Origin of the sequence: Streptomyces sp. RPA4-2 (assembly GCF_012273515.2) — a bacterium.
GTDB lineage: Bacteria > Actinomycetota > Actinomycetes > Streptomycetales > Streptomycetaceae > Streptomyces > Streptomyces kaempferi.
Window position 1 is genome coordinate 4,450,251 of the sequence record NZ_CP050975.2, and the last position, 23,665, is coordinate 4,473,915.

Annotated in this window: 15 protein-coding genes, 5 tRNA genes and 1 riboswitch; of the genes, 11 read left to right on the forward strand and 9 right to left on the reverse strand. The window is 71.1% G+C overall.

The window, feature by feature from the left end:
- The first annotated feature begins 199 nt into the window (after positions 1–199).
- The 3 genes from lhgO (at position 200) to HEP85_RS19365 (ending at position 4,033) form a co-directional block, all read left to right on the forward strand.
- Positions 200–1,435 carry an L-2-hydroxyglutarate oxidase gene (gene lhgO, locus HEP85_RS19355; protein ID WP_168528859.1) on the forward strand — a complete coding sequence of 412 codons (1,236 nt, stop codon included), beginning with the start codon at positions 200–202 and terminating at the stop codon, positions 1,433–1,435.
- Between the two features lie 269 nt (positions 1,436–1,704).
- Positions 1,705–2,535, forward strand: coding sequence for a tRNA (guanosine(46)-N7)-methyltransferase TrmB (gene trmB / locus HEP85_RS19360; protein ID WP_369657769.1), 831 nt, complete (start codon positions 1,705–1,707; stop codon positions 2,533–2,535).
- Between the two features lie 64 nt (positions 2,536–2,599).
- On the forward strand, positions 2,600–4,033 hold the full coding sequence (locus HEP85_RS19365; RefSeq protein WP_168528861.1) for a PrsW family intramembrane metalloprotease: 1,434 nt from the start codon (positions 2,600–2,602) through the stop codon (positions 4,031–4,033).
- 9 nt (positions 4,034–4,042) lie between these two features.
- Here HEP85_RS19365 and HEP85_RS19370 read toward each other — a convergent pair whose 3' ends face one another.
- From HEP85_RS19370 to HEP85_RS19390, 5 genes are all read right to left on the reverse strand, one after another.
- A complete protein-coding gene (locus HEP85_RS19370; protein ID WP_168528862.1) occupies positions 4,043–4,987 on the reverse strand; it encodes an aldo/keto reductase in 945 nt (314 codons plus the stop codon).
- Between the two features lie 67 nt (positions 4,988–5,054).
- Positions 5,055–6,092, reverse strand: a complete 1,038-nt coding sequence (locus tag HEP85_RS19375; RefSeq protein ID WP_168528863.1) for a M23 family metallopeptidase — start codon at positions 6,090–6,092, stop codon at positions 5,055–5,057.
- Positions 6,093–6,103: 11 nt separating this feature from the next.
- A riboswitch (cyclic di-AMP (ydaO/yuaA leader) is annotated at positions 6,104–6,261 on the reverse strand.
- 214 nt (positions 6,262–6,475) lie between these two features.
- Entirely contained in the window at positions 6,476–7,633 is a 1,158-nt protein-coding gene (locus HEP85_RS19380) for a PP2C family protein-serine/threonine phosphatase (protein ID WP_369657770.1), read from the reverse strand.
- A 294-nt stretch (positions 7,634–7,927) separates the two neighbouring features.
- Positions 7,928–8,001 (reverse strand) — tRNA-Met (locus HEP85_RS19385).
- Between the two features lie 151 nt (positions 8,002–8,152).
- On the reverse strand, positions 8,153–9,295 hold the full coding sequence (locus tag HEP85_RS19390) for a dihydrofolate reductase family protein (protein WP_369657771.1): 1,143 nt from the start codon (positions 9,293–9,295) through the stop codon (positions 8,153–8,155).
- 125 nt (positions 9,296–9,420) lie between these two features.
- Between HEP85_RS19390 and HEP85_RS19395 the strand changes: the two genes are divergently transcribed.
- Positions 9,421–9,924, forward strand: a complete 504-nt coding sequence (locus tag HEP85_RS19395; protein ID WP_168528864.1) for a MarR family winged helix-turn-helix transcriptional regulator — start codon at positions 9,421–9,423, stop codon at positions 9,922–9,924.
- Positions 9,925–10,147: 223 nt separating this feature from the next.
- On the forward strand, positions 10,148–10,774 hold the full coding sequence (gene ribA, locus HEP85_RS19400) for a GTP cyclohydrolase II (protein WP_168528865.1): 627 nt from the start codon (positions 10,148–10,150) through the stop codon (positions 10,772–10,774).
- Positions 10,775–10,839: 65 nt separating this feature from the next.
- On the opposite strand, the gene HEP85_RS19405 is transcribed toward ribA, so the two are convergent.
- The 4 genes from HEP85_RS19405 to HEP85_RS19420 form a co-directional block, all read right to left on the reverse strand.
- Positions 10,840–10,912: transfer RNA gene (locus HEP85_RS19405), tRNA-Lys, on the reverse strand.
- 132 nt (positions 10,913–11,044) lie between these two features.
- Positions 11,045–12,580: an amino acid permease gene (locus HEP85_RS19410; protein WP_168528866.1), complete on the reverse strand. Its 1,536-nt coding sequence runs from the start codon at positions 12,578–12,580 to the stop codon at positions 11,045–11,047.
- Positions 12,581–12,869: 289 nt separating this feature from the next.
- Entirely contained in the window at positions 12,870–15,176 is a 2,307-nt protein-coding gene (locus tag HEP85_RS19415; protein WP_369657772.1) for a DEAD/DEAH box helicase, read from the reverse strand.
- Positions 15,177–16,179: 1,003 nt separating this feature from the next.
- Positions 16,180–16,530 carry a metallopeptidase family protein gene (locus HEP85_RS19420; RefSeq protein WP_194280875.1) on the reverse strand — a complete coding sequence of 117 codons (351 nt, stop codon included), beginning with the start codon at positions 16,528–16,530 and terminating at the stop codon, positions 16,180–16,182.
- 171 nt (positions 16,531–16,701) lie between these two features.
- Between HEP85_RS19420 and HEP85_RS19425 the strand changes: the two genes are divergently transcribed.
- The 6 genes from HEP85_RS19425 (at position 16,702) to hrpA (ending at position 23,573) form a co-directional block, all read left to right on the forward strand.
- Positions 16,702–18,384, forward strand: a complete 1,683-nt coding sequence (locus HEP85_RS19425) for a metallophosphoesterase (protein WP_168528867.1) — start codon at positions 16,702–16,704, stop codon at positions 18,382–18,384.
- An 81-nt stretch (positions 18,385–18,465) separates the two neighbouring features.
- A tRNA-Glu gene (locus tag HEP85_RS19430) sits at positions 18,466–18,538 on the forward strand.
- Positions 18,539–18,584: 46 nt separating this feature from the next.
- Positions 18,585–18,659, forward strand: a tRNA-Asp gene (locus HEP85_RS19435).
- 23 nt (positions 18,660–18,682) lie between these two features.
- Positions 18,683–18,759, forward strand: a tRNA-Phe gene (locus HEP85_RS19440).
- Positions 18,760–18,861: 102 nt separating this feature from the next.
- The gene (locus tag HEP85_RS19445) at positions 18,862–19,218 is read left to right on the forward strand and encodes a hypothetical protein (protein ID WP_248001999.1); all 357 of its coding nucleotides are present in this window, start codon (positions 18,862–18,864) and stop codon (positions 19,216–19,218) included.
- Between the two features lie 386 nt (positions 19,219–19,604).
- Positions 19,605–23,573, forward strand: a complete 3,969-nt coding sequence (gene hrpA / locus HEP85_RS19450; RefSeq protein ID WP_168528868.1) for an ATP-dependent RNA helicase HrpA — start codon at positions 19,605–19,607, stop codon at positions 23,571–23,573.
- The last annotated feature ends 92 nt before the right edge of the window (positions 23,574–23,665 follow it).

Sequence of the window (23,665 nt, forward strand, 5' to 3'; positions counted from 1 at the left end):
GTCATCCGACGGGAAGGAACGGACGACCGGACAGGGCCGGGATCGGATCCGCTCCGGTGTGCGGGGACGGGACGTGCGGGACGGGATGAGCCCCCGCGGGACACGGGCTCGCCCCGTCCCCCGCACGCGCGACGTCCGCTCGTTCTTCTGTGCGATCTTCGCGGCGCTTTCCGGGTTTGAGGGCATTGTCAGTGGCGCAGTGCACTATCGAAGCCGGGAGGTGAAGCAGGTGCGGATCGTTTACGACTGCGATGTGCTGGTGATCGGCGGCGGGATCGTCGGCCTGTCGACGGCGTACGCGATCACGCGCGCCGCGCCGGGCACGCGGGTGACGGTGCTGGAGAAGGAGTCCGGCGCCGCCCGGCACCAGACGGGTCACAACAGCGGGGTGATCCACAGCGGGATCTACTACCGGCCGGGCTCGCTGAAGGCGCGGTACGCGGTGCGTGGCGCCGCCGAGATGGTCAAGTTCTGCGCGGAGTACGGCATCGCGCACGCCGTCACCGGCAAGCTGATCGTCGCCACGGAGAAGGCCGAGCTGCCCCGCCTGCACGCACTCGTACAGCGAGGCCGGGAGAACGGGATCCCGGTGCGCGAGCTGGGCACCGCCCAGCTCGCGGAGTACGAGCCGGAGGTGCGCGGGCTCGCCGCGATCCATGTCGGCACGACGGGGACATGCGACTACGTCGCGGTCGCCCGGCAGCTCGCGGAAGCCTCCGGCGCGGAGATCCGGTACGGGGCCGAGGTCGTCCGCATCGACCGGCGGGACGCCCTCGGAGTCGCCGTCCGCACCGGCGACGGCACGATCGTCCGTGCGCGGGTGCTGGTCAACTGCGCGGGGCTCCAGTGCGACGAGGTCGCCCGGCTCGCGGGGGACGAGCCGGGGATGCGGATCGTGCCGTTCCGCGGTGAGTACTACTCCTTGGCGCGTCCCGAGCTGGTGCGGGGGCTCGTATATCCCGTGCCGGACCCCGCCTTCCCCTTCCTCGGGGTGCATCTCACCCGGGGGATCGACGGAGACGTCCACATCGGGCCCAACGCGGTGCCCGCGCTCGCCCGGGAGGGATACGGGTGGGGGGTGATCCGCCCCCGCGAGGTGGGCACGACCCTGGCCTGGCCCGGGTCGTGGCGGATGGCCCGGCGGCACTGGTCGTACGGGGCGGGGGAGCTGCGGCGGTCGGTGTCCCGGAAGGCGTTCACCGGGGCCGTGCAGCGGCTGCTGCCGGCGGTGACCGTGGACGATCTGGTGCCCGCGGCGGCGGGGGTGCGGGCGCAGGCGGTGTTGCGGGACGGGACGCTGGTGGACGACTTCCTGATCGAGGAGGGGGTGCGGACGGTGCATGTGCTGAACGCGCCGTCGCCTGCCGCGACGGCGGCTCTGCCGATCGGGAGAGAGGTTGCCCGTCGGGCGCTGGCTGCGCTGGCGGTGACCTGAGGATTCTCGCCCCCGCCGCCCCTACCCTCCCCCGAGCTCTCGGCTTCGCTCGAGCAGGGGGGACTCCCATCATCCTCCACCTGGGGCTCCGCCCCCGGACCGCCGCGTCGCCCGAAGGGCCTCGTCCTCAAACGCCGGACGGGCTGGGTATGTCAGCCCGTCCGGCGTTTGAGGACGAGGCCCTTGAGGCCGAAGCGCGGGTCCGCGGGCGGCAGCCCCCGTAGGCAGCGGACGGTGCCTGCGGGACCTGGTCGTAAAATCGACGCATTGTGTCTGAGTTCCTGAGCAGCTCCCCCGAACAGCCCCACCCCGGCGACACCCGCGGGAGCGCTCCCCGTGCCAAGGGAGAGCCCCGGTTCCCCGGCGGGCCGCAGGCCGATCCCGCCGGGTCGCACTTCGAGCGGCGGATCCGGAGTTTCCAGCCGCGCCGCAGCCGGGTGACGGCCGGGCAGGCGGACGCTCTGCAGCGGCTGTGGCCCAAGTGGGGTCTCGACATCGACGGGCAGCGCATCATCGACCTGGCCGAACTGTTCGGTGCCGACCTTCCCGTCGTCCTCGAGATCGGCTTCGGCATGGGCGAGGCCACGGCGCGGATGGCGGCCGAGGACCCGGGGACGGGGATCCTGGCCGTCGACGTGCACACCCCCGGCCAGGGCAATCTGCTGAACCTCGCGGACCAGAACGGACTGGCCAACATCCGGGTCGGCAACGGCGACGCGATCATCCTGCTCCGTGAGATGCTCCCGCCGGACTCGCTGAGCGGCCTGCGCGTGTACTTCCCCGACCCCTGGCCCAAGAAGCGCCACCACAAGCGCCGGCTGATCCAGCCGGAGTTCCTGGACCTCGCCGCGACCCGCCTCGCGCCGGGCGCCCTGGTGCACTGCGCGACGGACTGGGAGCCGTACGCCGAGCAGATGCTGGAGGTGCTGACCGCGCATCCGGAGTTCGAGAACACCGCGCCGGACGGCGGTTTCGCGCCTCGTCCGGGCTTCCGGCCGCTGACCCGTTTCGAGGGCCAGGGGCTGGAGAAGGGTCATGTGGTGAACGACCTGCTCTTCCGGCGCGTACAGCACCGCGAGCAGCACACTTCGGGCGACTGACACCCCTGCGGACCGCCTCCGGCACCGTCGCGGGCACCGCCCCTGCCTCGTTAGGGTCAATGCCGTGGCCACCTTTCCCGCGTACCCCACGCACCCCGGCGCTCCCGGCGGCGCGCCGCCCGCGGGTCCGCCCCGGCACCCGCACTGGTGGCAGCGATGGGGGCGCCTCCCTGCTCGAGGGCCGAGAGCTTGGGGGAGGGTGCGCTACGGCGCGCTGACCATCCTGCTCGCGCTCGCCGGTCTCGTCATCCTGGCCCTGGTGCGCCGGCAGACCGGTACCGAGGGCTTCCTGGTGGGCCTCGGCCTCGCCGTGCTGCCCGTCCCGCTCCTTCTCGCCGCGTTCCGCTGGCTGGACCGGGTCGAGCCGGGCCCCTGGCGGAACCTGCTCTTCGCCTTCGCCTGGGGCGCGTGCGCGGCGGCGCTGATAGCGATCGTCGCCAACAGCTTCGCGACCCGGTGGATAGCGACCGCCACCGCCGACCCGGCGAGCGCCGACACCCTCGGCGCGACGGTCATAGCCCCGATCGTCGAGGAGTCCGCGAAGGCCACCGCCGTGCTGCTGGTCTTCCTCTTCCGCAGACGGGACTTCACCGGGATCGTCGACGGCGTGGTCATCGCCGGGGTCACCGCGACCGGCTTCGCCTTCACCGAGAACATCCTCTACCTCGGCACCGCCTTCGGCACCGACCAGCTCAGCGGCGAGCACGGCCTGGCCTCCGTGACCGCCGCGACCTTCTTCGTCCGGGTCGTGATGGCGCCCTTCGCGCACCCGCTGTTCACCGTGTTCACCGGCATCGGCTTCGGGATCGCGGCGCTGTCCGCCGAGCGCCGACGCCTGCGCCGCTTCCTGCTGCCGCCGGCCGGACTGCTGCTCGCGATGGGCATGCACGCGATGTGGAACGGCTCGTCGAGCTTCGGGGAGTACGGGTTCTTCGCGGTGTACGGCGCGTTCATGGTGCCGGCGTTCGGGCTGCTCACCTTCCTCGTCATCTGGACGCGGCAGCGCGAGCTGAGGACCGTCCGCGCCGAACTCCCGGCGTACGCCGTCGCCGGGTGGCTGACCCCGCCCGAGCCGTACGTACTCGGTTCGATGCGGGCACGCCGGCTGGCCCGTCGGTACGCGGCCCATCACTTCGGCAGGGCGGCGGCACGGTCGGTCGCGCGGTACGAGGCCTGCGCGACCTCGCTCGCGTTCCTGCGGCACCGGGGGCGCAGCGGCCGTGCGGGCGCCGATTTCGTCGTACGGGAGCGGGAGCTGCTCCACGAGCTGTGGCACCGCAGGGAGGTCGCCCGCCCCTCCCTCGCGTACGCGGCACGGGTGACGGCCCCCGCCGTCCCGGTACCGCCGCCGCGGCCCGCGTACGGCCCCGGGTACGGCCCCGGCTACGGCTACGGCTACGGCTACGGCTATGTGCCGGTGCAGCCGTCACCCCGGGACGGACGGCCGTACCCGGACCCGACAGCCGCCCGCCCGGTGTACGGCCCCTACCGGCCCTGAGCGCAGGGCTCAGGCCGACGCCTCCGTCAGACGTGCCACTTCGTCGTCCTTCAGCGTGAGGTCCGCGACCGCGAGCAGCTCCGGAAGCTGTTCGACGGTTCGTGCGGAGGCGATCGGGGCCGCGACCGTGGGCCGGGCGGCGAGCCAGGCGAGGGCGACGGTGGCGACCGAGACGTCATGGGCGTGGGCGACCTCGTCGAGGGCGTCGAGGACACGCGGGCCGCGCTCCGTCTCGAGGTGCTTGCGCGCGCCCTCGGCCCGCGCCGAGTCGACGGTCGTGCCCGGACGGTACTTGCCGGTGAGGAAGCCGGAGGCGAGGGCGAAGTACGGGACGGCGGCCAGTCCGGTCCGGGAGGCGACCTCCTGGAGCGGGCCCTCGTAGGTGTCGCGCGAGACGAGGTTGTAGTGGGGCTGGAGGACGGTGTAGCGCGCGAGGCCCTCGCGGTCGGAGAACTCCAGGGACTCCGCGAGCCGTTCGGCGGAGAGGTTGGAGGCGCCGATCGCCCGGACCTTGCCGGCCCGTACCAGCTCGTCGAGCGTGCCGATGATCTCCTCGACCGGGACCGAGGTGTCGTCGAAGTGGGTGTAGTAGAGGTCGATGTAGTCCGTGCCGAGCCGGCGCAGTGACGCGTCGGCCGCCGCCCTGATGGTGTCCGGGGCGAGCCCCTTGTACTGGGGATGGGCGCCGGCCTTGGTGGCGAGGACGACATCGGAGCGGTTGCCGCGCGCGGCGAACCACTTGCCGATGATCGTCTCGGACTCGCCGCCCCTGTTGCCGGGGACCCACGCCGAGTAGCTGTCGGCGGTGTCGACGAAGTTGCCGCCCGCGGCCGCGTACGCGTCGAGGACGGCGAAGGACTGCGCCTCGTCGGCGGTCCAGCCGAAGACGTTGCCGCCGAGGGCGAGCGGGAAGACCTCGATATCGGAGGAACCGAGCTTGCGGAGAGGAGTCATACCCCATTTCAACAGTCGTACCGGACGACCGCATTCCGCACCCGCCGTGCTCGTGGCGGGCGCTGGATCAGGGGTTGATGCCCTTGCTCTGCAGCCACGCCATCGGGTCGATCGCGTCGCCGCCGCCGGGGTGGACCTCCAGGTGGAGGTGCGGCCCGGTCACGTTGCCGGTCGCGCCCACCCGTCCGATGACGTCGCCCGTGCCCACCTTCTGCCCCACGCTGACGCTGATGGACGACTGGTGGCAGAACCACAGTTCCGTGCCGTCGTCGAGGGTGAGGATCGTGCGGTAGCCGTACGAGCCGGCCCAGCCCGCCTCCGTGATGGTGCCGCTGTGGACCGCCTTGATCAGCGTGCCCGTGGGGGCGGCGAAGTCGAGGCCGGTGTGGTAGCCGGAGGACCACATGGAGCCGGCGTCACCGAAGCGGGAGGTCAGGGTGTACGAGGAGGTCGGCAGCGAGTAGCTCTTGGCGAGCTTCGCGAGGCGCGCGGCCTCGGCCTTCTGCTTGGCCTCCGCGTCCGCCTTCTTCTTCGCGGCGGCTTCCTTGGCCTTGGCCTCGTCCTGCTGTTCGGCGGCCAGCGCGACCGCCTTCTTCGCGGCGGCGGTCTCGGCGGCGGCCTGGACCGCGCTGTCGACCTGGTCCTGCTGGGACTCGGCCTGCTCCATGATGCGGGCCCGCAGCGCCTCGCCGGCGTCCGCGTTGCCCTGCGCGGCGTCGGCGCTGGTGAGACCGGCGCCGGTGAGCGGGGTGGAGGAACCCTTCGGCGTGCTGGAACCGCCGTCGGACATCAGGGCCTTGGCCGACTGGGTGACCGAGGAGAGGTCGGGCAGCGAGATCGACACGGGCGGCTTGCCGGGCGCGGCGGTGGCGATGCCACCCGCGCCAACGGCGGCCAGGACACCGACGCCGAGGACGGTGGAACTGCGGGCGAGCCCGCCTCCGCGCTGCTTGGAGACGCGGTGCCGGCCGCGGACGGGAGCGACGGAATCCGCGGTGGGGTTCCACTCCTCCCAGGGGCCCTCGTCGTCGCCGCGGGAGTAACCGAAAGTCTGGGTGTCGTTCGGCGCGAACGAAGTGGGCTGGGCAGGCCGGTTGGACGCCACGTGGGCGCGCTCCTTTCCTTCCTTCTCGCCTACCGGGTTAGCTGACGGGTTCGGAGCAGGAAGGTCTCCTACGCGCGTCAACCCACGGTGTCTCCACCGTGAAAGACGCTCGATTCACCCCAAGTTGGTGGTTCCCCGGTTCCCTCGCGGGATTCGGCGCGTGCGCACGGAGCCGTCTCTTGTGACGGCTGGGACGACCGCGCTGCGTTATCGAACGTTAATAGACTCGGGTACCGGATTCCAAGCCGTTCGTACGGATCATTAACCACTCTTGGCCAGGACTTACGGGGCATGAGCGGGGGAAAACGGGCGAGTTGACCCGCCCTCCCGCACGCACCTGTTTTTGACCGTGTGTCAGTTGTTACGCGGAGGAGTACCATCCGCTACCCCTCGTGACAACGATCAAGGAACTCCGTCGCCCGCGGGGGACGCCGCACGGCGAGCAGTGCCATGTCGTCCGCGAGCGCGCCGCCGGTGTGCCGGCCGACCCCCGCCGCGAGCTCGGCCAGCAGGGCGTCCGGGTCGCTGAAGGTCCGTCCCGCGAGCCGCTCGGCCGGATCGTAGAAGTTCCCGCGGCCGTCACGCGCCTCGGACAGACCGTCCGTGTGGAACAGGAGCGTGGAGCCGGGCGGGAAGTCCGCCGTAACCGCGCGGTCGGGCCAGGAGCCCAGCTCGCCCATGCCGAGCGGCAGCGCGGGGTTCGTGGCGGCGAGCGTGAACAGCGTGCCGTCCGCGTGCAGGAGCAGCGGTGACGGATGGCCGCGGTTGACGATCCTGACCACGTCGCCCCCGTGCGGGATCTCCGCGAGGACGGCCGTGGTGAAACCCTCGAAGGCGTCCAGGTCCTCGCGCCTGGTGCCCTCGCGGGCCAGCGCGCGTTCCAGCCGCTGCGCGACCGCCTCCAGCGCCGTCTCCTGCTCGGCCGCCTCCCGGAACGCCCCGATGACCACCGCGACGGCGGCCACCGCGCCCATGCCCTTCCCGCGGACGTCGCCCACCACCAGCCGTACGCCGTGCGGGGTGTCCTGCACGGCGTACAGGTCGCCGCCGATGAACGCGCCCTCCTGCGCGGCCTCGTAGCGTGCCGCGACCGCCAGGCCGCCGATCCGGCCCTCGGGTTGCGGCAGCACGGCGCGCTGAGCCGCCTCGGCGATCTGGCGGGCCGAGGCGAGCCGTTCGTCCGAGCGGCGGACGAGGATGTTGATGAGGACGGCGAGGACGACGACGGTCGCCACCGTGGCGACCTCGGTGATCGCGCCGATCCCCATGTGGAGGCCGAGCCTGAGGCGGCATGCGAGCAGCGCGGCCAGCGTCATGGCCCCCGTGAGGAGGGTGCCGCGCAGCGCGAAGATCGGCGCGGCGACGAGCGGGGCGGCGGTGAAGAGCGGTGCCGCGGTGAATCCGGGCGGGGTCAGACAGTCGTAGACCACCGCGACGACGACGAGCAGGAACGGCAGCGCCCGCACCAGGGTCCAGGCGTGCGAAATCCGGCGAGGGTCCGGGTCCGGCGACGGTTCGTCCCCCAGCCCCGGATCGGGCACGGGGCCGCCGGACCGCCGTCCGCCCGACCGGCCGTAGGACCGTCCGGCCCGCCGCGCACCTCCTCGCTGCCCCACCCGTCCAGGTTTCCCGGACCGGGGGGAGGGGGCCAGCGGTGTGGACCGACCGGGGGACGGCCCTTGCTTCCGTACGGGCGTGTCGAAGAAATCAGGGACCGGAAACACCAGGGACCGGAAACACCAAGCACCGACAACACCAAGGCGCCCTAGAACACCAAAACCCGGAAACGCCAAAGGCCGGAACTCGTGAATCCGAGTTCCGGCCTTGGCCTTGAGTAGCGGGGACAGGATTTGAACCTGCGACCTCTGGGTTATGAGCCCAGCGAGCTACCGAGCTGCTCCACCCCGCGTCGTTGAAACCAGTGTACGCCATGTTCGACCCCCCGAGCACACCCGTTCACGCACGCCCCACGACCAGGTCTCTTCTCCTCCGGATCCCCTGCGATTCCGCCCCGCTCGCGACCGTCCACGACCGGGCACCGGCCGCCGGAAGCCCCTCCGTCAGGCGGCTCCGAGAAGATGCCGGTTGGGTGCCGTGGCCCGCTCCTCGAACTCCGGGAGCACGACGACGTCCGCCCCCGCGGCCACCAGCAGCCCGTTGCCGTCCGCGCCCGCCACGAAGGTGTCCGGCTCCCGCCAGGCGGTCACCACCCTGCGCACCCCCGCGTCGAGGATCAGCCGGGCGCAGGGTGCGGGCCGCGAGGCCCGCCGGGCGCACGGCTCCAGACTGCTGTAGACGGTCGCGGACGCCAGCCGCGGATCCCCGGCGGCGATCTTGGCGAGTGCCGCCTCCTCGGCGTGCGCGACGGGGTCGCCCCCCTCCCGCGAGTGCCCGCGGGCCAGCTCGGTGCCGTCCGCGGCCACCACCACCGCGCCCACGCTGAACGCCGTCCTCGACGGCGGGCACAGCGCGGCCAGCTCGCACGCCACCCCCAGCCAGTGCCGGTCCGCCGCGGAGGCGAGCGCACCGGTGCCGGGGGCCGTGGGGACGTAGCGGATGAGGACGACGTCTCCCACCGCCCGTGTCTCCACCAGCCGCATCCGTCCGGGCGGGTATCCCCCGGGCCCGAACAGCCGTGGCGCGTCCGCCTGTCCCACGAAGAGCGGCGCGACGGCGAGCTGGAGCTCGTCCGCCAGGCCCTGCCCCATCAGCTGGGTGTGCACCCGCCCGCCGCCCTCGACCATGAGACGCCGCACCCCCCGTACGTCATGGAGGTGTTCGAGCACGGCGCGCCAGTCCAGCTCGGCCCCCGTCGCCACCACGTCGACGGCCGGACCGCGCAGGACCTCGGTGGCCCGTACGGCCCCCTCGTCCGTGGTGTAGACGATCTTCTCGCCGCCCGTGTGCCAGAACTGCGCGTCCGGGTCGAGGTCGCCGGACCCGCTGACGGTGACCTTCAGGGGGTAGGCGGGGCGGCCCGCGGCGACCCGGGCCGCCCGCCGCTCGGCGGAGTTGACCAGGAGCCGGGGATTGTCCGAGCGGATCGTGCCCGCGCCGACCAGGATCGCGTCGCTGGACGCCCGCACCTCGTCGACCCGGTCGAAGTCGGCCGGACCCGAGAGCAGCAGCCGTTCGGGGCCGGTGTCGTCCAGGAAGCCGTCGAGGGAGACGGCGGCGGACAACAGGACGTAGGGATGGGGCATGGGACGCTGCCTCCGGCTCCGAGCTCTGCGCTCTGGGCTGCTAGTGACTCAAGTAGGGGTTCGAGTAGCGGTTCAGCGGTGATTCAGCAGTGGTTCAATTTTTAAACAATACCTAGACTGGCGACATGACGACCCGCTGGCTCACCCCCGCCGAGCAACGCGCCTGGCGCTCGTACATCGCCGCCGTCTCGCTCCTGGAGGACACGATCGACCGGCAGCTCCAGGCGGAGGCCGGCATGCCCCACCTTTACTACTCCATCCTCGCCATGCTGTCCGAGGCCCCTGAGCGGCGGCTGCGGATGACCGACCTCGCCGAGGTCCTGAAGATCACCCGCAGCCGGCTGACGTACGGCGTGACCCGGCTGGCGAACGACGGTCTGGTGCGCCGGGAGGGCTGCCCCACGGACCGACGCGGTCAGGTCGCGGTCCTCACGGACGAGGGTATGACCGTCCTGGAGCGGGCGGCGCCCGGGCACGTGGAGCAGGTGCGCGCGGCGCTCTTCGACCGCCTGACGCCGGAGCAGGTGGGGCAGCTGGAGGAGATCTGCGCGAGCGTCACCCGCGGCATCCAGGGGGAAGGTCCCGGGGTCCAGGGGGAAGATCTGCCATGGCGGCGGCGTTCCTCCTGAGGACGCACGGACGAATCGGACTGGACGACCGGCACGGACGGGGCGGACGGGGCGGACGGGGCGGCCAAGGGGGTCAGGTGAGCCGCAGTCAGCTCATCTCCCCGAAAGTGTTGCTTGAACTTTAAAGCATCCTGTACGGTCGCCTCCCCAGGCTGTGCTTCAAATATGAAACACACCGCCCCGGGAAACCACTGCCACCGACCCGCTGGACCGGAGAGACAACATGCGCGACTTCCCCACCGCCACGGTGCGCACCCGCGTCGCCGTGCCCCTGCGCTTCGGCGACGGCTACTCCGTCGACGCGGAGCTGGTCACCTTCCACGGTCTGGCGGACGGCCGGGAACACCTCGCCGTCGTGCTCGGCGAACCGGGCGCGAACCCGCTGGTGCGCCTGCACTCCGAGTGCCTGACCGGCGACGTCTTCGGCTCGGCCCGCTGCGACTGCGGCCCTCAGCTGCGTGAGGCGGTGGAGCGGATCTCGGAACGGGGCGGCGTGCTCCTGTACCTGCGTCAGGAGGGCCGCGGCATCGGCCTCTACAACAAGCTCGACGCGTACGCCCTCCAGGACCAGGGCCTCGACACCTACGCCGCCAACGCCGCCCTCGGCCTCCCCGAGGACGACCGCGACTACACGGCGGCCGCCCAGATGCTCCGGGCCCTCGGCGTCGGCTCCCTCGACCTGCTCTCCAACAACCCCGACAAGGCCGAGCAGCTCCGCGACCTCGGCATCGAGGTCTCCCACCGTGTGCCGACGGGCGTCTTCACCACGGCCCACAACGTGCGCTACCTCCGCGCCAAGGTCCTCCAGACCCAGCACACACTCCCGCTGCCGGAGCTCACGGCGGGCTGAGCCCGGCTGCCCCTCCAACACACCGAAGCCCCAGGCCGGATGCACTCCGGCCTGGGGCTTGTCGGTAGACCCTGTGGGACTCGAACCCACAACCAATGGATTAAAAGTCCACTGCTCTGCCAATTGAGCTAAGGGTCCACGCACCGGCCCGCACGCATCCCGCGCCGACGCATCCCCGAGCATAGCCGGACGAGGCCGGGACTCCGATCGGGTATCGGTCTCCCGGCCGCGCCGGAGGCGCGCGCGGCCGGGGACCAACCGCGCACAACGCTACGGATCGACCGGTTCCGGCGCACCCTTGCGCGCCGCCTCACGCGCCCGGGTGCGGGCGTGGTCGGGGTTGAGGAACCAGTGGCGGGCCGAGGCCGTCCACCAGGCCGCGGCGGAACCCAGGACCACGAGGACGGCGACCGGGGCGTAGTTGAACGTCTCCCAGGTGACCGGGGAGACCTGCGGCAGCATGAACAGGACGGTGATGACGGCCACCCAGACGACCGACACGACGCCGATCGCGCGCGACCAGCGGCCCAGATGCCACGGCCCCCGTTCGAACGCCTCCCCCTTGCGCAGCCGCAGCAGCGTCGGGATGACGTACGCGATGTAGAGCCCGATCACGGCGATCGACGTGACGGCCGCGTACGCGGTCACGTTGATGAGGTACGGCAGCCCCAGCACCAACGCCCCCAGCGCCGCCAGCCACACCGCCGCGACCGGAGTGCGCGTGCGCGGGCTCACGGTGTGCCACACCCGGGAGAACGGCAGCGCCCCGTCGCGCGAAAAGGCGTAGATCATGCGGCTGTTGGCGGTCACGGACGCCATCCCGCAGAACAGCTGCGCGCCGATCACGACCAGCAGCAGGAGCTTGCCCGCCGTGGCCCCGAGCGCGTCGAGCAGGATCTGCGCCGGCGGCGCGCCGGTCGCCGAGCCCAGCTCCTTGTCGTACGACTGGATGGCGAAGGTGAAGCCGAGCAGGAGGACGAAGCCGGCGATCCACGACGTCCAGATGGACTGCACGATGCCCTTGGGTCCGGCCGTCGACGCGTCGTGCGTCTCCTCCGTCATATGGGCGGAGGCGTCGTATCCGGTGAACGTGTACTGCGCCATCAGCAGGCCGACGAGGACGACGTACACACCGCTGCCCCAGCCGGTGTTGTTCACGAAGTGCGTGAAGACGAAGGACGCGGACTGGTGGTGGTCCGGTACGAGGGCGAGAGCGCCCACGATCACCGCTACGCCCAGGACGTGCCACCACACGCTGATGTCGTTGAGGAGGGCGACGATCCGGACCCCGAAGGTGTTGAGCAGTCCGTGCAGGACGAGGATGCCGGCGAAGAGCAGGATCGTCCGGCCCGGCGTGACCTCGAAATCGAACTGCAGGTTCAGGTAGGCGCCCAGGAAGGACGCCGCGCCGAAGTCGATGCCCGCGGTCACCGCGACCTGCCCGAGGACGTTGAACCACCCCGTGAACCACGCCCAGGCCGCCGCCGACCGTTCGGGGGCCAGCCGGTGGGCCCAGAAGTACAGGCCGGCGGAGGTCGGATAGGCCGAACAGATCTCGGCCATCGACAGTCCGACGAACAACGTCATCAGTCCGACCGCGACCCATCCCCAGGTGATCACGGCGGGACCGCCGGTGTTCATGCCGAACAGATACAGCGTCAGACAGCCCGAGAGCACCGAGATGATCGTGAACGAGACCGCGTAGTTGGAGAACGCCGACATGCGGCGGGCCAGAACCTGCGTATAGCCGAGCTGGGCAAGCCGTTCTTCGTCCGACAGCCCACTCGCCTTGGCGTCATCTGTCATGCCCCCAGCGATTCCCTTGCCGGGCGCATGACATGCGCCACAACGGTGAGCAAACTGGCCAGAAAAGACCCCTGTCGCTCTTGGCGGCGAGCACGTGGACGTCGCCGGTCGAGGCCTCCCGCGCCGGCAGACCGGGCCGCCTGTCACCGGTCAGATCGCCCGGCGAGGTCATACAGAGCCTCCGCAGGGGGAGCGGAAGGCGTTGTCCACACGTTCCCTCGCGGACAGCGAAGTGGCCCCCACCCAGAACTCGGGTGGGGGCCACATCACTTGGCTGTGTCAGCGGCGATCAGCCGTTGCGCTTCCAGCGCGGCTTCTCGTCGCGGCGGAAGGAACCGCCGCCGGTGCCGGTGCCGGGGCCGGTGCCGGTGCCGGTGCCGGTGCCGCGGTGGTCGTCGCGGCGGCCGTACGGACGGTCGTGGCTGCCGGCGCGGAAGCCGCCGCCCGCGGGGCGGTCGCCCTGACGGTCGCGGTTGAAGGGACGGTCGCTGCCACGGTGGCCGCCACGGTCGTCACGACGCTCGAAGGAACGGCCGGTGGTGCCACGGTCGTTGTCGCGGCGGAAGCCGCCACGGTCACCGTCACGACGCTCGGGAGTACGGCCGCCACGGTCGTCGCGGTTGAAGCCGCCACCACGGTTGTCGTCACGACGGAAGCCGCCACCGCGGTTGTCGTCACGACGCTCGAAAGAACGGCCGCCACGGTCGTCCCGGTTGAAGCCGCCACCGCGGTTGTCGTCACGACGCTCGAAAGAACGGCCGCCACGGTCATCACGGTTGAAGCCGCCACCGCGGTTGTCGTCACGACGCTCGAAGGAGCGGCCGCCACGGTCGTCCCGGCGGTCGTTGTCACGACGGAACCCACCACGGTCGCCGTCACGGCGGTCGTCACGACGGGGGCCACGGTCGTCACGGTTGAAGCCGCCACCACGGTTGTCGTCACGACGGAACCCACCACGGTCGTTGTCACGACGCTCGTAGTTGCCCCGCTCGTCACGGCGCGGACGCGACTGCTCGTAGGACGGACGCTCCGCGGGCTGCTCGGCCACGGCGGCCGGCACCTCGGCGGGAGCCTCGGCCGCGGCCTGCTCGATCACGGCCTCCGCGGCCGCGGCGACCGCGGTCTCCGGGTCCTCGCCCCGCTCACGCGCGGCACGGGCGACCAGACGGTCGGCCTCACCGCGCAGCTCGGCGGCGCGACGCTGCGCGCGCTCCAGCTCCTTGGTGAGCTGCGTGACCTCGCGCTCGGCCTGCTGGGCGGCGTCGCCCGCCGACTGCGCCTGGACCTCGGTCATCGACCGGGCGCCGGTGATCTCGGCGACCTCGGGCTCGAAGGCCGTACCGGAGTTGATGATGTGACGCGCGGCGTCGACGCCCGCGTCCTCCATCAGCCGGAAGATCTGACGGCGCTGGTGCGGCAGCGACAGCGACACGACGGTGCCGGAGCGGCCGGCACGCGCGGTGCGGCCGGAACGGTGCAGGTAGTCCTTGTGGTCGCCGGCCGGGTCCACGTTCAGGACCAGGTCGATGCCGTCGACGTGAATACCGCGGGCGGCGACGTCGGTCGCGACGAGCGCGTTGACGTAACCGTCCTTGAAGTCGGCCAGCGTCCGGGTCCGGGCGCCCTGCGTCATGCCGCCGTGCAGCGCGTCGGCCTTCACACCGGCGTCACGCAGCTGCTCGGCGATGCGGTCGGCGCCCAGCTGGGTGCGGACGAAGATGATCGTGCGGCCCTTGCGGGAGGCGATCGCGGCGGTGACCGGCGCCTTGTCCTTGGGCTTCACGATGAGGATGTGGTGCGACATGGTCGTGACGTTGCCCTGGGCGCTGTCGACCTCGTGCGTGACCGGGTTGGTCAGGTAGCGCTTGACCAGCGTGGAGATCTCGTTCTCCATCGTGGCGGAGAACAGCATGCGCTGGCCGCCGGCCGGGATCTGGTCGAGCAGCTCGGTGACCTCGGGCAGGAAGCCCAGGTCCGACATCTGGTCGGCCTCGTCGAGGACGGCGATCTGGGTGTTCTCCAGCGAGCAGGCGCCGCGGTTGATGATGTCGCGCAGACGGCCCGGGGTGGCGACGAGGACGTCGACGCCGCGCTCCAGGGCGTAGATCTGGTTGCCCATCGACGTACCGCCGCAGACGACCTTCATCTTCAGGCCGAGGACGTCGCCGTAGGGCTGCAGGGCGTCGGCGACCTGCATGGCCAGCTCACGGGTCGGCGTGAGGATGACCGCGCGGGGCTTCTTCTTCTCGGTGTGACCGCCGGCGAGCTGCGCCAGGGTCGGCAGACCGAAGGAGAGGGTCTTGCCGGAGCCGGTGCGGCCGCGGCCCAGGATGTCCTTGCCGGCCAGGGCGTCCGGGATGGTCGCGGCCTGGATCGGGAACGGGCTGGTCACACCGTTCTGAGCGAGCTTGCGGACGACGCCCTCGGGAAGACCGAGGGTGGCGAAGGTGATCTCGGGGGTGGCATCGGCGGACTCGGTGGCCTCGACGGCCTCCGGGGTCTCGACGGAGGCCACGACAACGGCCTCGACGCCCTCGATGTTGTCGCCCTCGTTGTTCTCGGGCACGACGACGTGATCAGTACTGGAAACAGACATGCGAAATGCGAACCTTCCGGAGTTCTTCGGCACGCGCCCAAACTCCGTGAAGTCGCAATCGACCGCCTCTATGCGGTCCGGCCACGGCAAGGGAGAGTACGCGCCACGCGGCGCTCTCTGCGTTGGCGCCGGGCAAATGGGATCAAACGATCTACTACCATACGCACCCCTCGCCCCTGAAGGCAAACTGACCTCAAAGAGCCAGGTCAGGCGCGTACGGGAAGAGGAACACCCCCGCCCGCGAACCTATTCCCCGCCCTCTCCCCCTCGCCCACGGGGCACTCTCCGCCGCCCTCGCCCTCCCCCTCTCTCCCCCCGCCTCCCCATCCTCATCGCCACCGGCTACGCCCGAGGACCGGCTCCCCCGCGCGCGGTGCCGGCACCCGGTTCAGCAGCTGGGTGGCCTGCTCGTGCGCGGACGACGACGGCTCCGCCGTACTCGGCTCGGGGGACGGCGACGAGGGCGGCGGGGTGGGCTGGGGAGGCGGTGTCGGATCGGACGTCGCACGGGTGGGACTCGGCACACCGCCGGACGGGCCGGGCCGCGCTTACCGCCCCTTCACGTCACCGCTGCCGCTCGCTCCCGCCGGACGGCTTCGCCGCACCGGACGCCGACGCCGACGCCGAGGCCTCCCCGGACCGGGACTCACCCGGCCTACTCGGGACACCCCCTTCGCCCCCGCCCCTCCGTGGAACCAGCCGCCGCCCCCGCCTCCCGCGGATCCCGCGCCCGGTGCCCCGCCTCCGCGGTGCCCCGCCGAGTGCGCGGGGTCAGGGCGGCCCGCGTCGTCACCCACGCTCATGCAGTACGGCGGCCGCTACGACGATGACCGTGGCGGCCAGACGGACGGGTACGTACAAGGGGCGCACGGGCAGCCACCTCCGGTTGGGGTCTCCCCTGCTCGATCGCTGCCGAGAGCCCGGGGAAGTTCGGGGAGTCCCCCTGCCCAACTCCCGCCGCCCGCAAGAGGACACGCGGCAAGGCGCGCGCCCGCCGGACGACTCACCCGTATCCGAGCGCGTGCAGCCGTTCGTCGTCGATCCCGAAGTGGTGGGCGATCTCGTGCACCACGGTCACCTCGGTCTCCGCGATCACGTCCTCCCGGGTCGCGCACATCCGCAGCGTCGGCCCCCGGTAGATCGTGATCCGGTCCGGCAGCACCCCCGCGTACCACTCGCCGCGATCGGTCAGCGGAGTCCCCTCGTAGAGCCCGAGCAGCCCCGGGTCGGACGGGTCGGGCTCGTCCTCGACGAACACCGCCACGTTGTCCATCAGCCGTGTCAGCTCCGGAGGAATCCGGTCCAGCGACTCGGCGACCAGTTCCTCGAACTCCTCGCGCGTCATCTCCAGCACACGGCCATTGTCCGGCACGGCCGCCCCGTACGAGAGTCGACGACGGCCCCGCACGGGACACGGGAGTCACCGAGCCCTCCGGGGACGGGACTCACCGAGCCCTCCCGGTCGGGGGACCACCCGCCCGCGCCGCACCGCATACCCGCCCGCCCCCTTGGGCATACGGGACCAATGGCCCGCGTCCCCGCTGCCGTAACCGTCCCCGCGACCGCCCTGGCCCGCCGCTGCCGCACCCTCGGTGACCGCGTCCGCCGCGTCCGCCGCACCCCTCGTGTCCGTCCCATGGCCCAGGAACTCGTCCAGCAACCGTCCCCGTACACCAGGGCGCTCGGCCTGATGGCCGTCGTCCTGCTCGGCGCCTGGCTGGGCCTGCTCGTCGTGGGCAACGTGCGCGCCCCCGTCGGCCCGATGAACACCACGATGACCCTGCGCCCGTCGGTGACCGGCGGCACGAAGATAAACGTCTCCCCGCTCGGCGCCCTCGTACTCGACAGCCACGTCGCCCCCGTCCGGCTCGACGTCAACGTCGACCAGCTCGACCCGGCCCGCGCACAGGCCCTGGTCGACCACCCGGAACGCCTCTCGGGCCTCCAGGACGAGGTCGCGCACGACGTCGAGCACGGCACCCTCGACCTGGCCGTGCGGTCCTGCGTCGCGGTCGTCTCCGGGGCCACGGCACTCGGCCTGGCGGTCTACCGCCGGCCACGCCGCGCCCTGGCCGCGGGCGGTCTGGCCCTCACGCTCCTCGCCGCCTCCGGCGCGACGGCCTTCGCCACCTGGAACCCGGACTCGGTACTGGAACCGAAGTTCTCGGGACTGCTCTCCTCCGCGCCCTCCCTGGTCGGCAACGCCCGCAGCATCGTCAGCGAATTCGACGTCTACCAGAAGGAACTGGCGCGTCTGGTGACGAACGTGACGAAGCTGTACGACGTCACCTCCACGCTCCCGACCTACGAACCGGACCCCAGCACGATCCGGGTCCTGCACGTCTCCGACATCCACCTCAACCCGGCGAGCTGGAAGATCATCGCGTCGCTGGTGGAGCAGTACGACATCAACGTGATCGTCGACTCCGGCGACACCATGGACCACGGCACCGCGGCCGAGAACGGGTTCCTGGACCCGATCGCGGACCTGGGCGCGCCGTACGTCTGGGTCAGGGGCAACCACGACAGCCGTCTCACCCAGCGCTATCTGGAACACATGAAGAACGCGCACGTCCTGGACGACGGCCGCGCGCTCACGGTCGCGGGCCTGCGTTTCGCGGGCATCGGCGACCCGCAGTTCACCCCCGACCGCTCGGTCGCACCCGGCGGCGGCGCGGCGGAGGAACTGGCCGGCGCCCGCCTCGCCTCCTCCCTGCGCGACCAGCGCGCCGCGGGCACCCCCGTCGACATCGCCATCGCCCACGAACCCTCGGCGGCCCGGCTGACCGACGGCGAGGTGCCCCTGGTCCTGGCCGGCCACCTGCACCACGAACAGACGGAGGTCATGAAGTACGGAACCCGCCTGCGCGTCGAGGGCTCGACGGGCGGCAGCGGTCTGCGCGCGATCGAGGGCACCTACCCGGACCCCATCGAGGCCTCGGTCCTCTACGTCGACCGGGACACCCGCCGCCTCCAGGCCTGGGACGAGATCAAACTGGGCGGCCTCGGACTCACCACGGCCGAGGTCAGCCGCCACCTCCCGAAGGAGAACCACCCCGGCGCCCCCCAATCCACCGCTCCCACCCCTCCCACCTCTCCCACCCCTCCCACCTCTCTCGCCCCTCCCACCCCTCCCACCCCTCCCACCTCTCTCGCCCCTCCCGCCCCTCCCGGCCTTTCCTCCAGCCCCTCCGGCGGCACCCCGTAAACCGTTTTGGCGATACCTCCCGCCATCCCATATGCTTCTCACGTCCCCGACGCGCTGAGGAAGCGCCCAGGCGGGCCGATAGCCCTCATCGTCTAGCGGCCTAGGACGCCGCCCTTTCAAGGCGGTAGCACGGGTTCGAATCCCGTTGGGGGCACGCAACACCGTGTGCGACACTGTTCACGCGTCGCACGCAACAGCTTGGTCCTGTGGAGCAGTTTGGAGTGCTCGCCACCCTGTCAAGGTGGAGGCCGCGGGTTCAAATCCCGTCAGGACCGCTGAGGTTTCCTCGAAACCTCGTGGCTGGGTAGCTCAGTTGGTACGAGCGATCGCCTGAAAAGCGATAGGTCGCCGGTTCGACCCCGGCCCCAGCCACCACATGAAGGGCCCCGTCCATCGGACGGGGCCCTTCATCGTATGGTTCACCCCTGAACTTGGCATGCACCGTGCAGGACACGGTGTCCTGGGGATAGGGAACCCATGGTGTTACTCAAGGGCGAGCCGAAGCCGCAGACCGCGGCCAGGCGGCAGGCGCCGGTGCGCGAACTCGACCTGGAGCGGTATCGCGCCCGCTACGGACTGCAGGCGGTCCTCCTGAGCAATCTGGCGATCGCCGGCGTGGCGATCTTCGGAGTCTGGCGCCTGGACGGCGACAAGTCCGTCATCATCGGCGTCCTCACCGCGGCCTTCACCGCCGTCAGCAGCATGACGACGGCCTACCTGGGCATCAAGGCCGTCTCCAACACCGCCCAGGCGATGGCCCAGTCGGCCCCCTCCCGAGACCAGACCCCTCCCACACCACCCCCCGCAAAATCCCTAACCACCCCCGCCCAATAGGAAAACCCCCAACCCTCCCCCTGCCCACGCACCCGGCACCCGGCACCCGGCACCCGGCACACCCGGCACCCGGCACCCGGCACGGAACACTCCCACGCACCCGCAGCCAGGGTCTCGGAGTCTCGTGCCACCTCACCCCCACTTCACCCCCCACTCCCCACTCCTCACTCCTCACTCACCACTCCCCACTCACCCGCAGGGGCCCGTGCCACGGAAGGGGCCGTGCCGGTGTGTCGCAGGCCGTCGCTTACGTTCGGATCGAGCAGCAGTTCGCATGCCCGGCCCACGTCTGATCCGGCGGCGACGGCCTCGACACACCGGCACGGCCCCGCCCCACCCAAAACCGTTCGCCAGGAATTTCGGCGAGGTGAGATCCTGGACCGCGTATGTCTACGCATCCTGCCCCCGCCCTCGGCGATCTCGCCCCCCGCCTGGCCGAGCTGTCCCTGCGCGACGCGCACCGGCTCGGCCGCAGGCTCGAGGGCGCGCGCCGGATCCGCAAGCCCGAGGCCCGGACCACCGTGCTCGCCGAGATCGAGGCGGAGGTCACCACGGCCGAGGCCCGCATGGCCGAGCGCCGCGCCCGCGTGCCCGCCGTCACCTACCCCGAGCAGCTCCCGGTCAGCCAGAAGAAATCGGACATCGCCGACGCCATACGCGACCACCAGGTCGTGATCGTCGCCGGTGAGACCGGCTCCGGCAAGACCACCCAGATCCCCAAGATCTGCCTCGAACTCGGCCGCGGCGTCCGCGGCATGATCGGCCACACCCAGCCCCGCCGCATCGCCGCCCGCACCGTCGCCGAGCGCATCGCCGACGAACTGGACACCCCGCTGGGCGAGGCCGTCGGCTGGAAGGTCCGCTTCACCGACCAGGTCAACCCGGACGGCACCTTCGTCAAGCTCATGACGGACGGCATCCTGCTCGCCGAGATCCAGACCGACCGCGAGCTGCGCGCCTACGACACGATCATCATCGACGAGGCCCACGAGCGGTCCCTCAACATCGACTTCCTGCTGGGCTACCTCGCCCAGCTGCTCCCCAAGCGCCCGGACCTCAAGGTCGTCATCACCTCCGCGACCATCGACCCCGAACGCTTCTCCCGGCACTTCGGCGACGCCCCGATCGTCGAGGTCAGCGGCCGCACCTACCCCGTGGAGGTCCGCTACCGCCCGCTCCTGGAGGAGGACGGCGACGACGCGGACCGCGACCAGATCACCGCGATCACCGACGCCGTGGAGGAACTGCAGGCCGAGGGCAAGGGCGACATCCTCGTCTTCCTCTCCGGCGAGCGCGAGATCCGCGACACGGCGGACGCGCTCACGAAGAAGAACTACCGCTTCACCGAGGTCCTCCCCCTCTACGCCCGCCTCTCGCACGCCGAGCAGCACCGCGTCTTCCAGCCCCACACCGGCCGCAGGATCGTGCTGGCGACGAACGTCGCGGAGACCTCCCTCACCGTCCCGGGCATCAAGTACGTCATCGACCCGGGCACCGCCCGCATCTCCCGCTACAGCCACCGCACCAAGGTCCAGCGTCTCCCGATCGAACCCGTCTCGCAGGCCAGCGCCAACCAGCGCAAGGGCCGCTGCGGCCGTACGTCCGACGGCGTCTGCATCCGTCTGTACTCCGAGGACGACTTCGTCTCCCGCCCGGAGTTCACGGACGCGGAGATCCTCCGTACGAACCTGGCGAGCGTCATCCTCCAGATGACCGCGGCCGGCCTCGGCGACATCGAGAAGTTCCCCTTCATCGACCCGCCGGACCACCGCAACATCCGCGACGGCGTCCAGCTCCTCCAGGAGCTGAACGCGCTGGACCCCACGGAGAAGGACGTACGCAAGCGGCTCACGGACACCGGCCGCAAGCTCGCCCAGCTCCCCGTCGACCCCCGGCTGGCCCGGATGGTGCTGGAGGCCGACAAGAACGGCTGTGCGCGTGAGGTGATGGTGATCGCCGCGGCGCTGTCCATCCAGGACCCGCGCGAGCGCCCCTCCGACAAGCAGACGCAGGCCGACCAGCACCACGCCCGCTTCAGGGACGAGACCAGCGACTTCCTCGCGTTCCTCAACCTGTGGCGGTACGTCCGCGAGCAGCAGAAGGAGCGGGGCTCCTCCGCCTTCCGCCGCATGTGCAAGCAGGAGTTCCTGAACTTCCTGCGCATCCGCGAGTGGCAGGACATCTACACCCAGCTGCGCACGGTGGCGAAGCAGATGGGCATCCACCCGAACGAGGACGACGCGGCCGAGCAGAGCGTCCATGTCTCGCTCCTGGCCGGCCTGCTCTCCCACGTCGGCATGAAGGACGTGAAGGAGACCGGCGGCGAGAGCGGGCGCGGCACCGGCAAGAACGAGTACCTGGGCGCCCGCAGCGCCAAGTTCGCGATCTTCCCCGGTTCGGCGCTCTTCAAGAAGCCCCCGCGCTTCGTGATGTCGGCGGAGCTGGTGGAGACCTCCCGCCTCTGGGCGCGGGTCAACGCGAAGATCGAGCCCGAGTGGGTCGAGCCCCTGGCCGGGCACCTCCTCAAGCGGACGTACAGCGAACCGCACTGGGAGAAGGACCAGGCGGCCGTGATGGCGTACGAGAAGGTCACGCTCTACGGCGTGCCGATCGTCGCCCAGCGGAAGGTCAACTACGGGCGGATCGACCCCGAGACGTCCCGCGAACTCTTCATCCGCAACGCCCTCGTGGAGGGCGACTGGCGCACGCACCACAAGTTCTTCGCCGACAACCGCAGGCTGCTGACCGAGGTGGAGGAGCTGGAGCACCGCGCCCGGCGCCGGGACATCCTGGTCGACGACGAGACGCTCTTCGACTTCTACGACCAGCGGGTGCCGGAGCACGTCGTGTCCGGAGCGCACTTCGACTCCTGGTGGAAGCACAAGCGCCACGACGAGCCCGAACTGCTCGACTTCGAGCGTTCGATGCTCATCAACGAGAAGGCGGGGGCCGTCACCAAGGACGACTACCCCGACTCGTGGCGTCAGGGGCGTCTCAAGTTCCGCGTGACGTACCAGTTCGAGCCGGGCGCGGACGCGGACGGCGTGACGGTCCACATCCCGCTGCAGGTCCTGAACCAGGTGACGGACGAGGGCTTCGACTGGCAGATCCCGGGTCTGCGGGAGGACGTCGTGACGGAGCTGATCCGCTCCCTCCCCAAGCCGATCCGCCGCAACTACGTGCCGGCCCCGAACGTCGCACGGGCCTTCCTCGACCGTGCGGTCCCCCTCCAGGAGCCGCTGACGACGACGATGGCGCGCGAGCTGAAGCGCATGGTCGGTGTCACGCTCACCGCCGACGACTTCGACTGGTCCCGGGTCCCCGACCACCTGAAGATCACCTTCCGGATCGTCGACGAGCGGCGCCGCAAGCTCGCCGAGGACAAGGACCTCCAGGCGCTGCAGCTCCAGCTGAAGCCGAAGGCCCGCAAGGCGATCTCGCAGGCCGCGGCGGCGACGGCGGAGCGCGAGGGCGGCGAGTCCCTGGAGCGCACGGGCCTCACGGACTGGACGATCGGCTCGCTGGCGCGCGTCTTCGAGACGCGCCGGGCGGGCCAGCCGGTCAAGGCCTACCCGGCCCTGGTGGACGACGGCGACACGGTCTCCGTGCGCCTCTTCGACACCGAGGCCGAGCAGGCGCAGGCCATGTGGAAGGGCACCCGGCGGCTGATCCTGCGGAACATCCCGGTGAACCCGGGCAAGTTCGCCTCGGACAAGCTGACGAACGCCCAGAAGCTCGCCCTGTCCGCCAATCCGCACGGCACCGTGCAGGCCCTCTTCGACGACTGCGCGACGGCCGCGGCGGACAAGCTGATCGGCGACTTCGGGGGCCCGGCGTGGGACGAGGAGTCGTACCGCAAGCTGTACGACCGGGTGCGCGCCGAGATCGTCGACACGACGGTGCGTACGGTCGGACAGGTGCAGCAGGTGCTGGCCGCCTGGCAGGCCTGTGAGCGCCGCCTGAAGGACGCCAGGAGCCCCGTGCTGCTGGCGAACCTCGCGGACGTGCGCAAGCAGTTGGACGCCCTCGTGAAGCCCGGCTTCGTGACGGCGACGGGTCTGCGGCGGCTGGCCGACCTCATGCGCTATCTGGTGGCCGCGGACCGCCGGCTGCAGCAGATGCCGACCAGCGTCCAACGGGACACCACCCGGATGGAGAAGGTCCACGAGATGCAGGACGAGTACGCCTGGCTCCTGGAGCAGATGCCGCAGGGCCGTCCGGTCCCGCAGCAGGTCCTGGACATCCGCTGGATGATCGAGGAGCTCCGGGTCAGCTATTTCGCCCACGCGCTCGGTACGGCGTACCCCGTCTCCGACAAGCGCATCGTGAAGGCGATCGACGCCGTGGCACCGTAACGACGCCCGTACGGTGGGTGAGTTCGACCCCGGGCTCACCCTCCTGTACAGTCTCTTCTCGCAGCACAGCGCACGAAAGTGACTGCGAAACC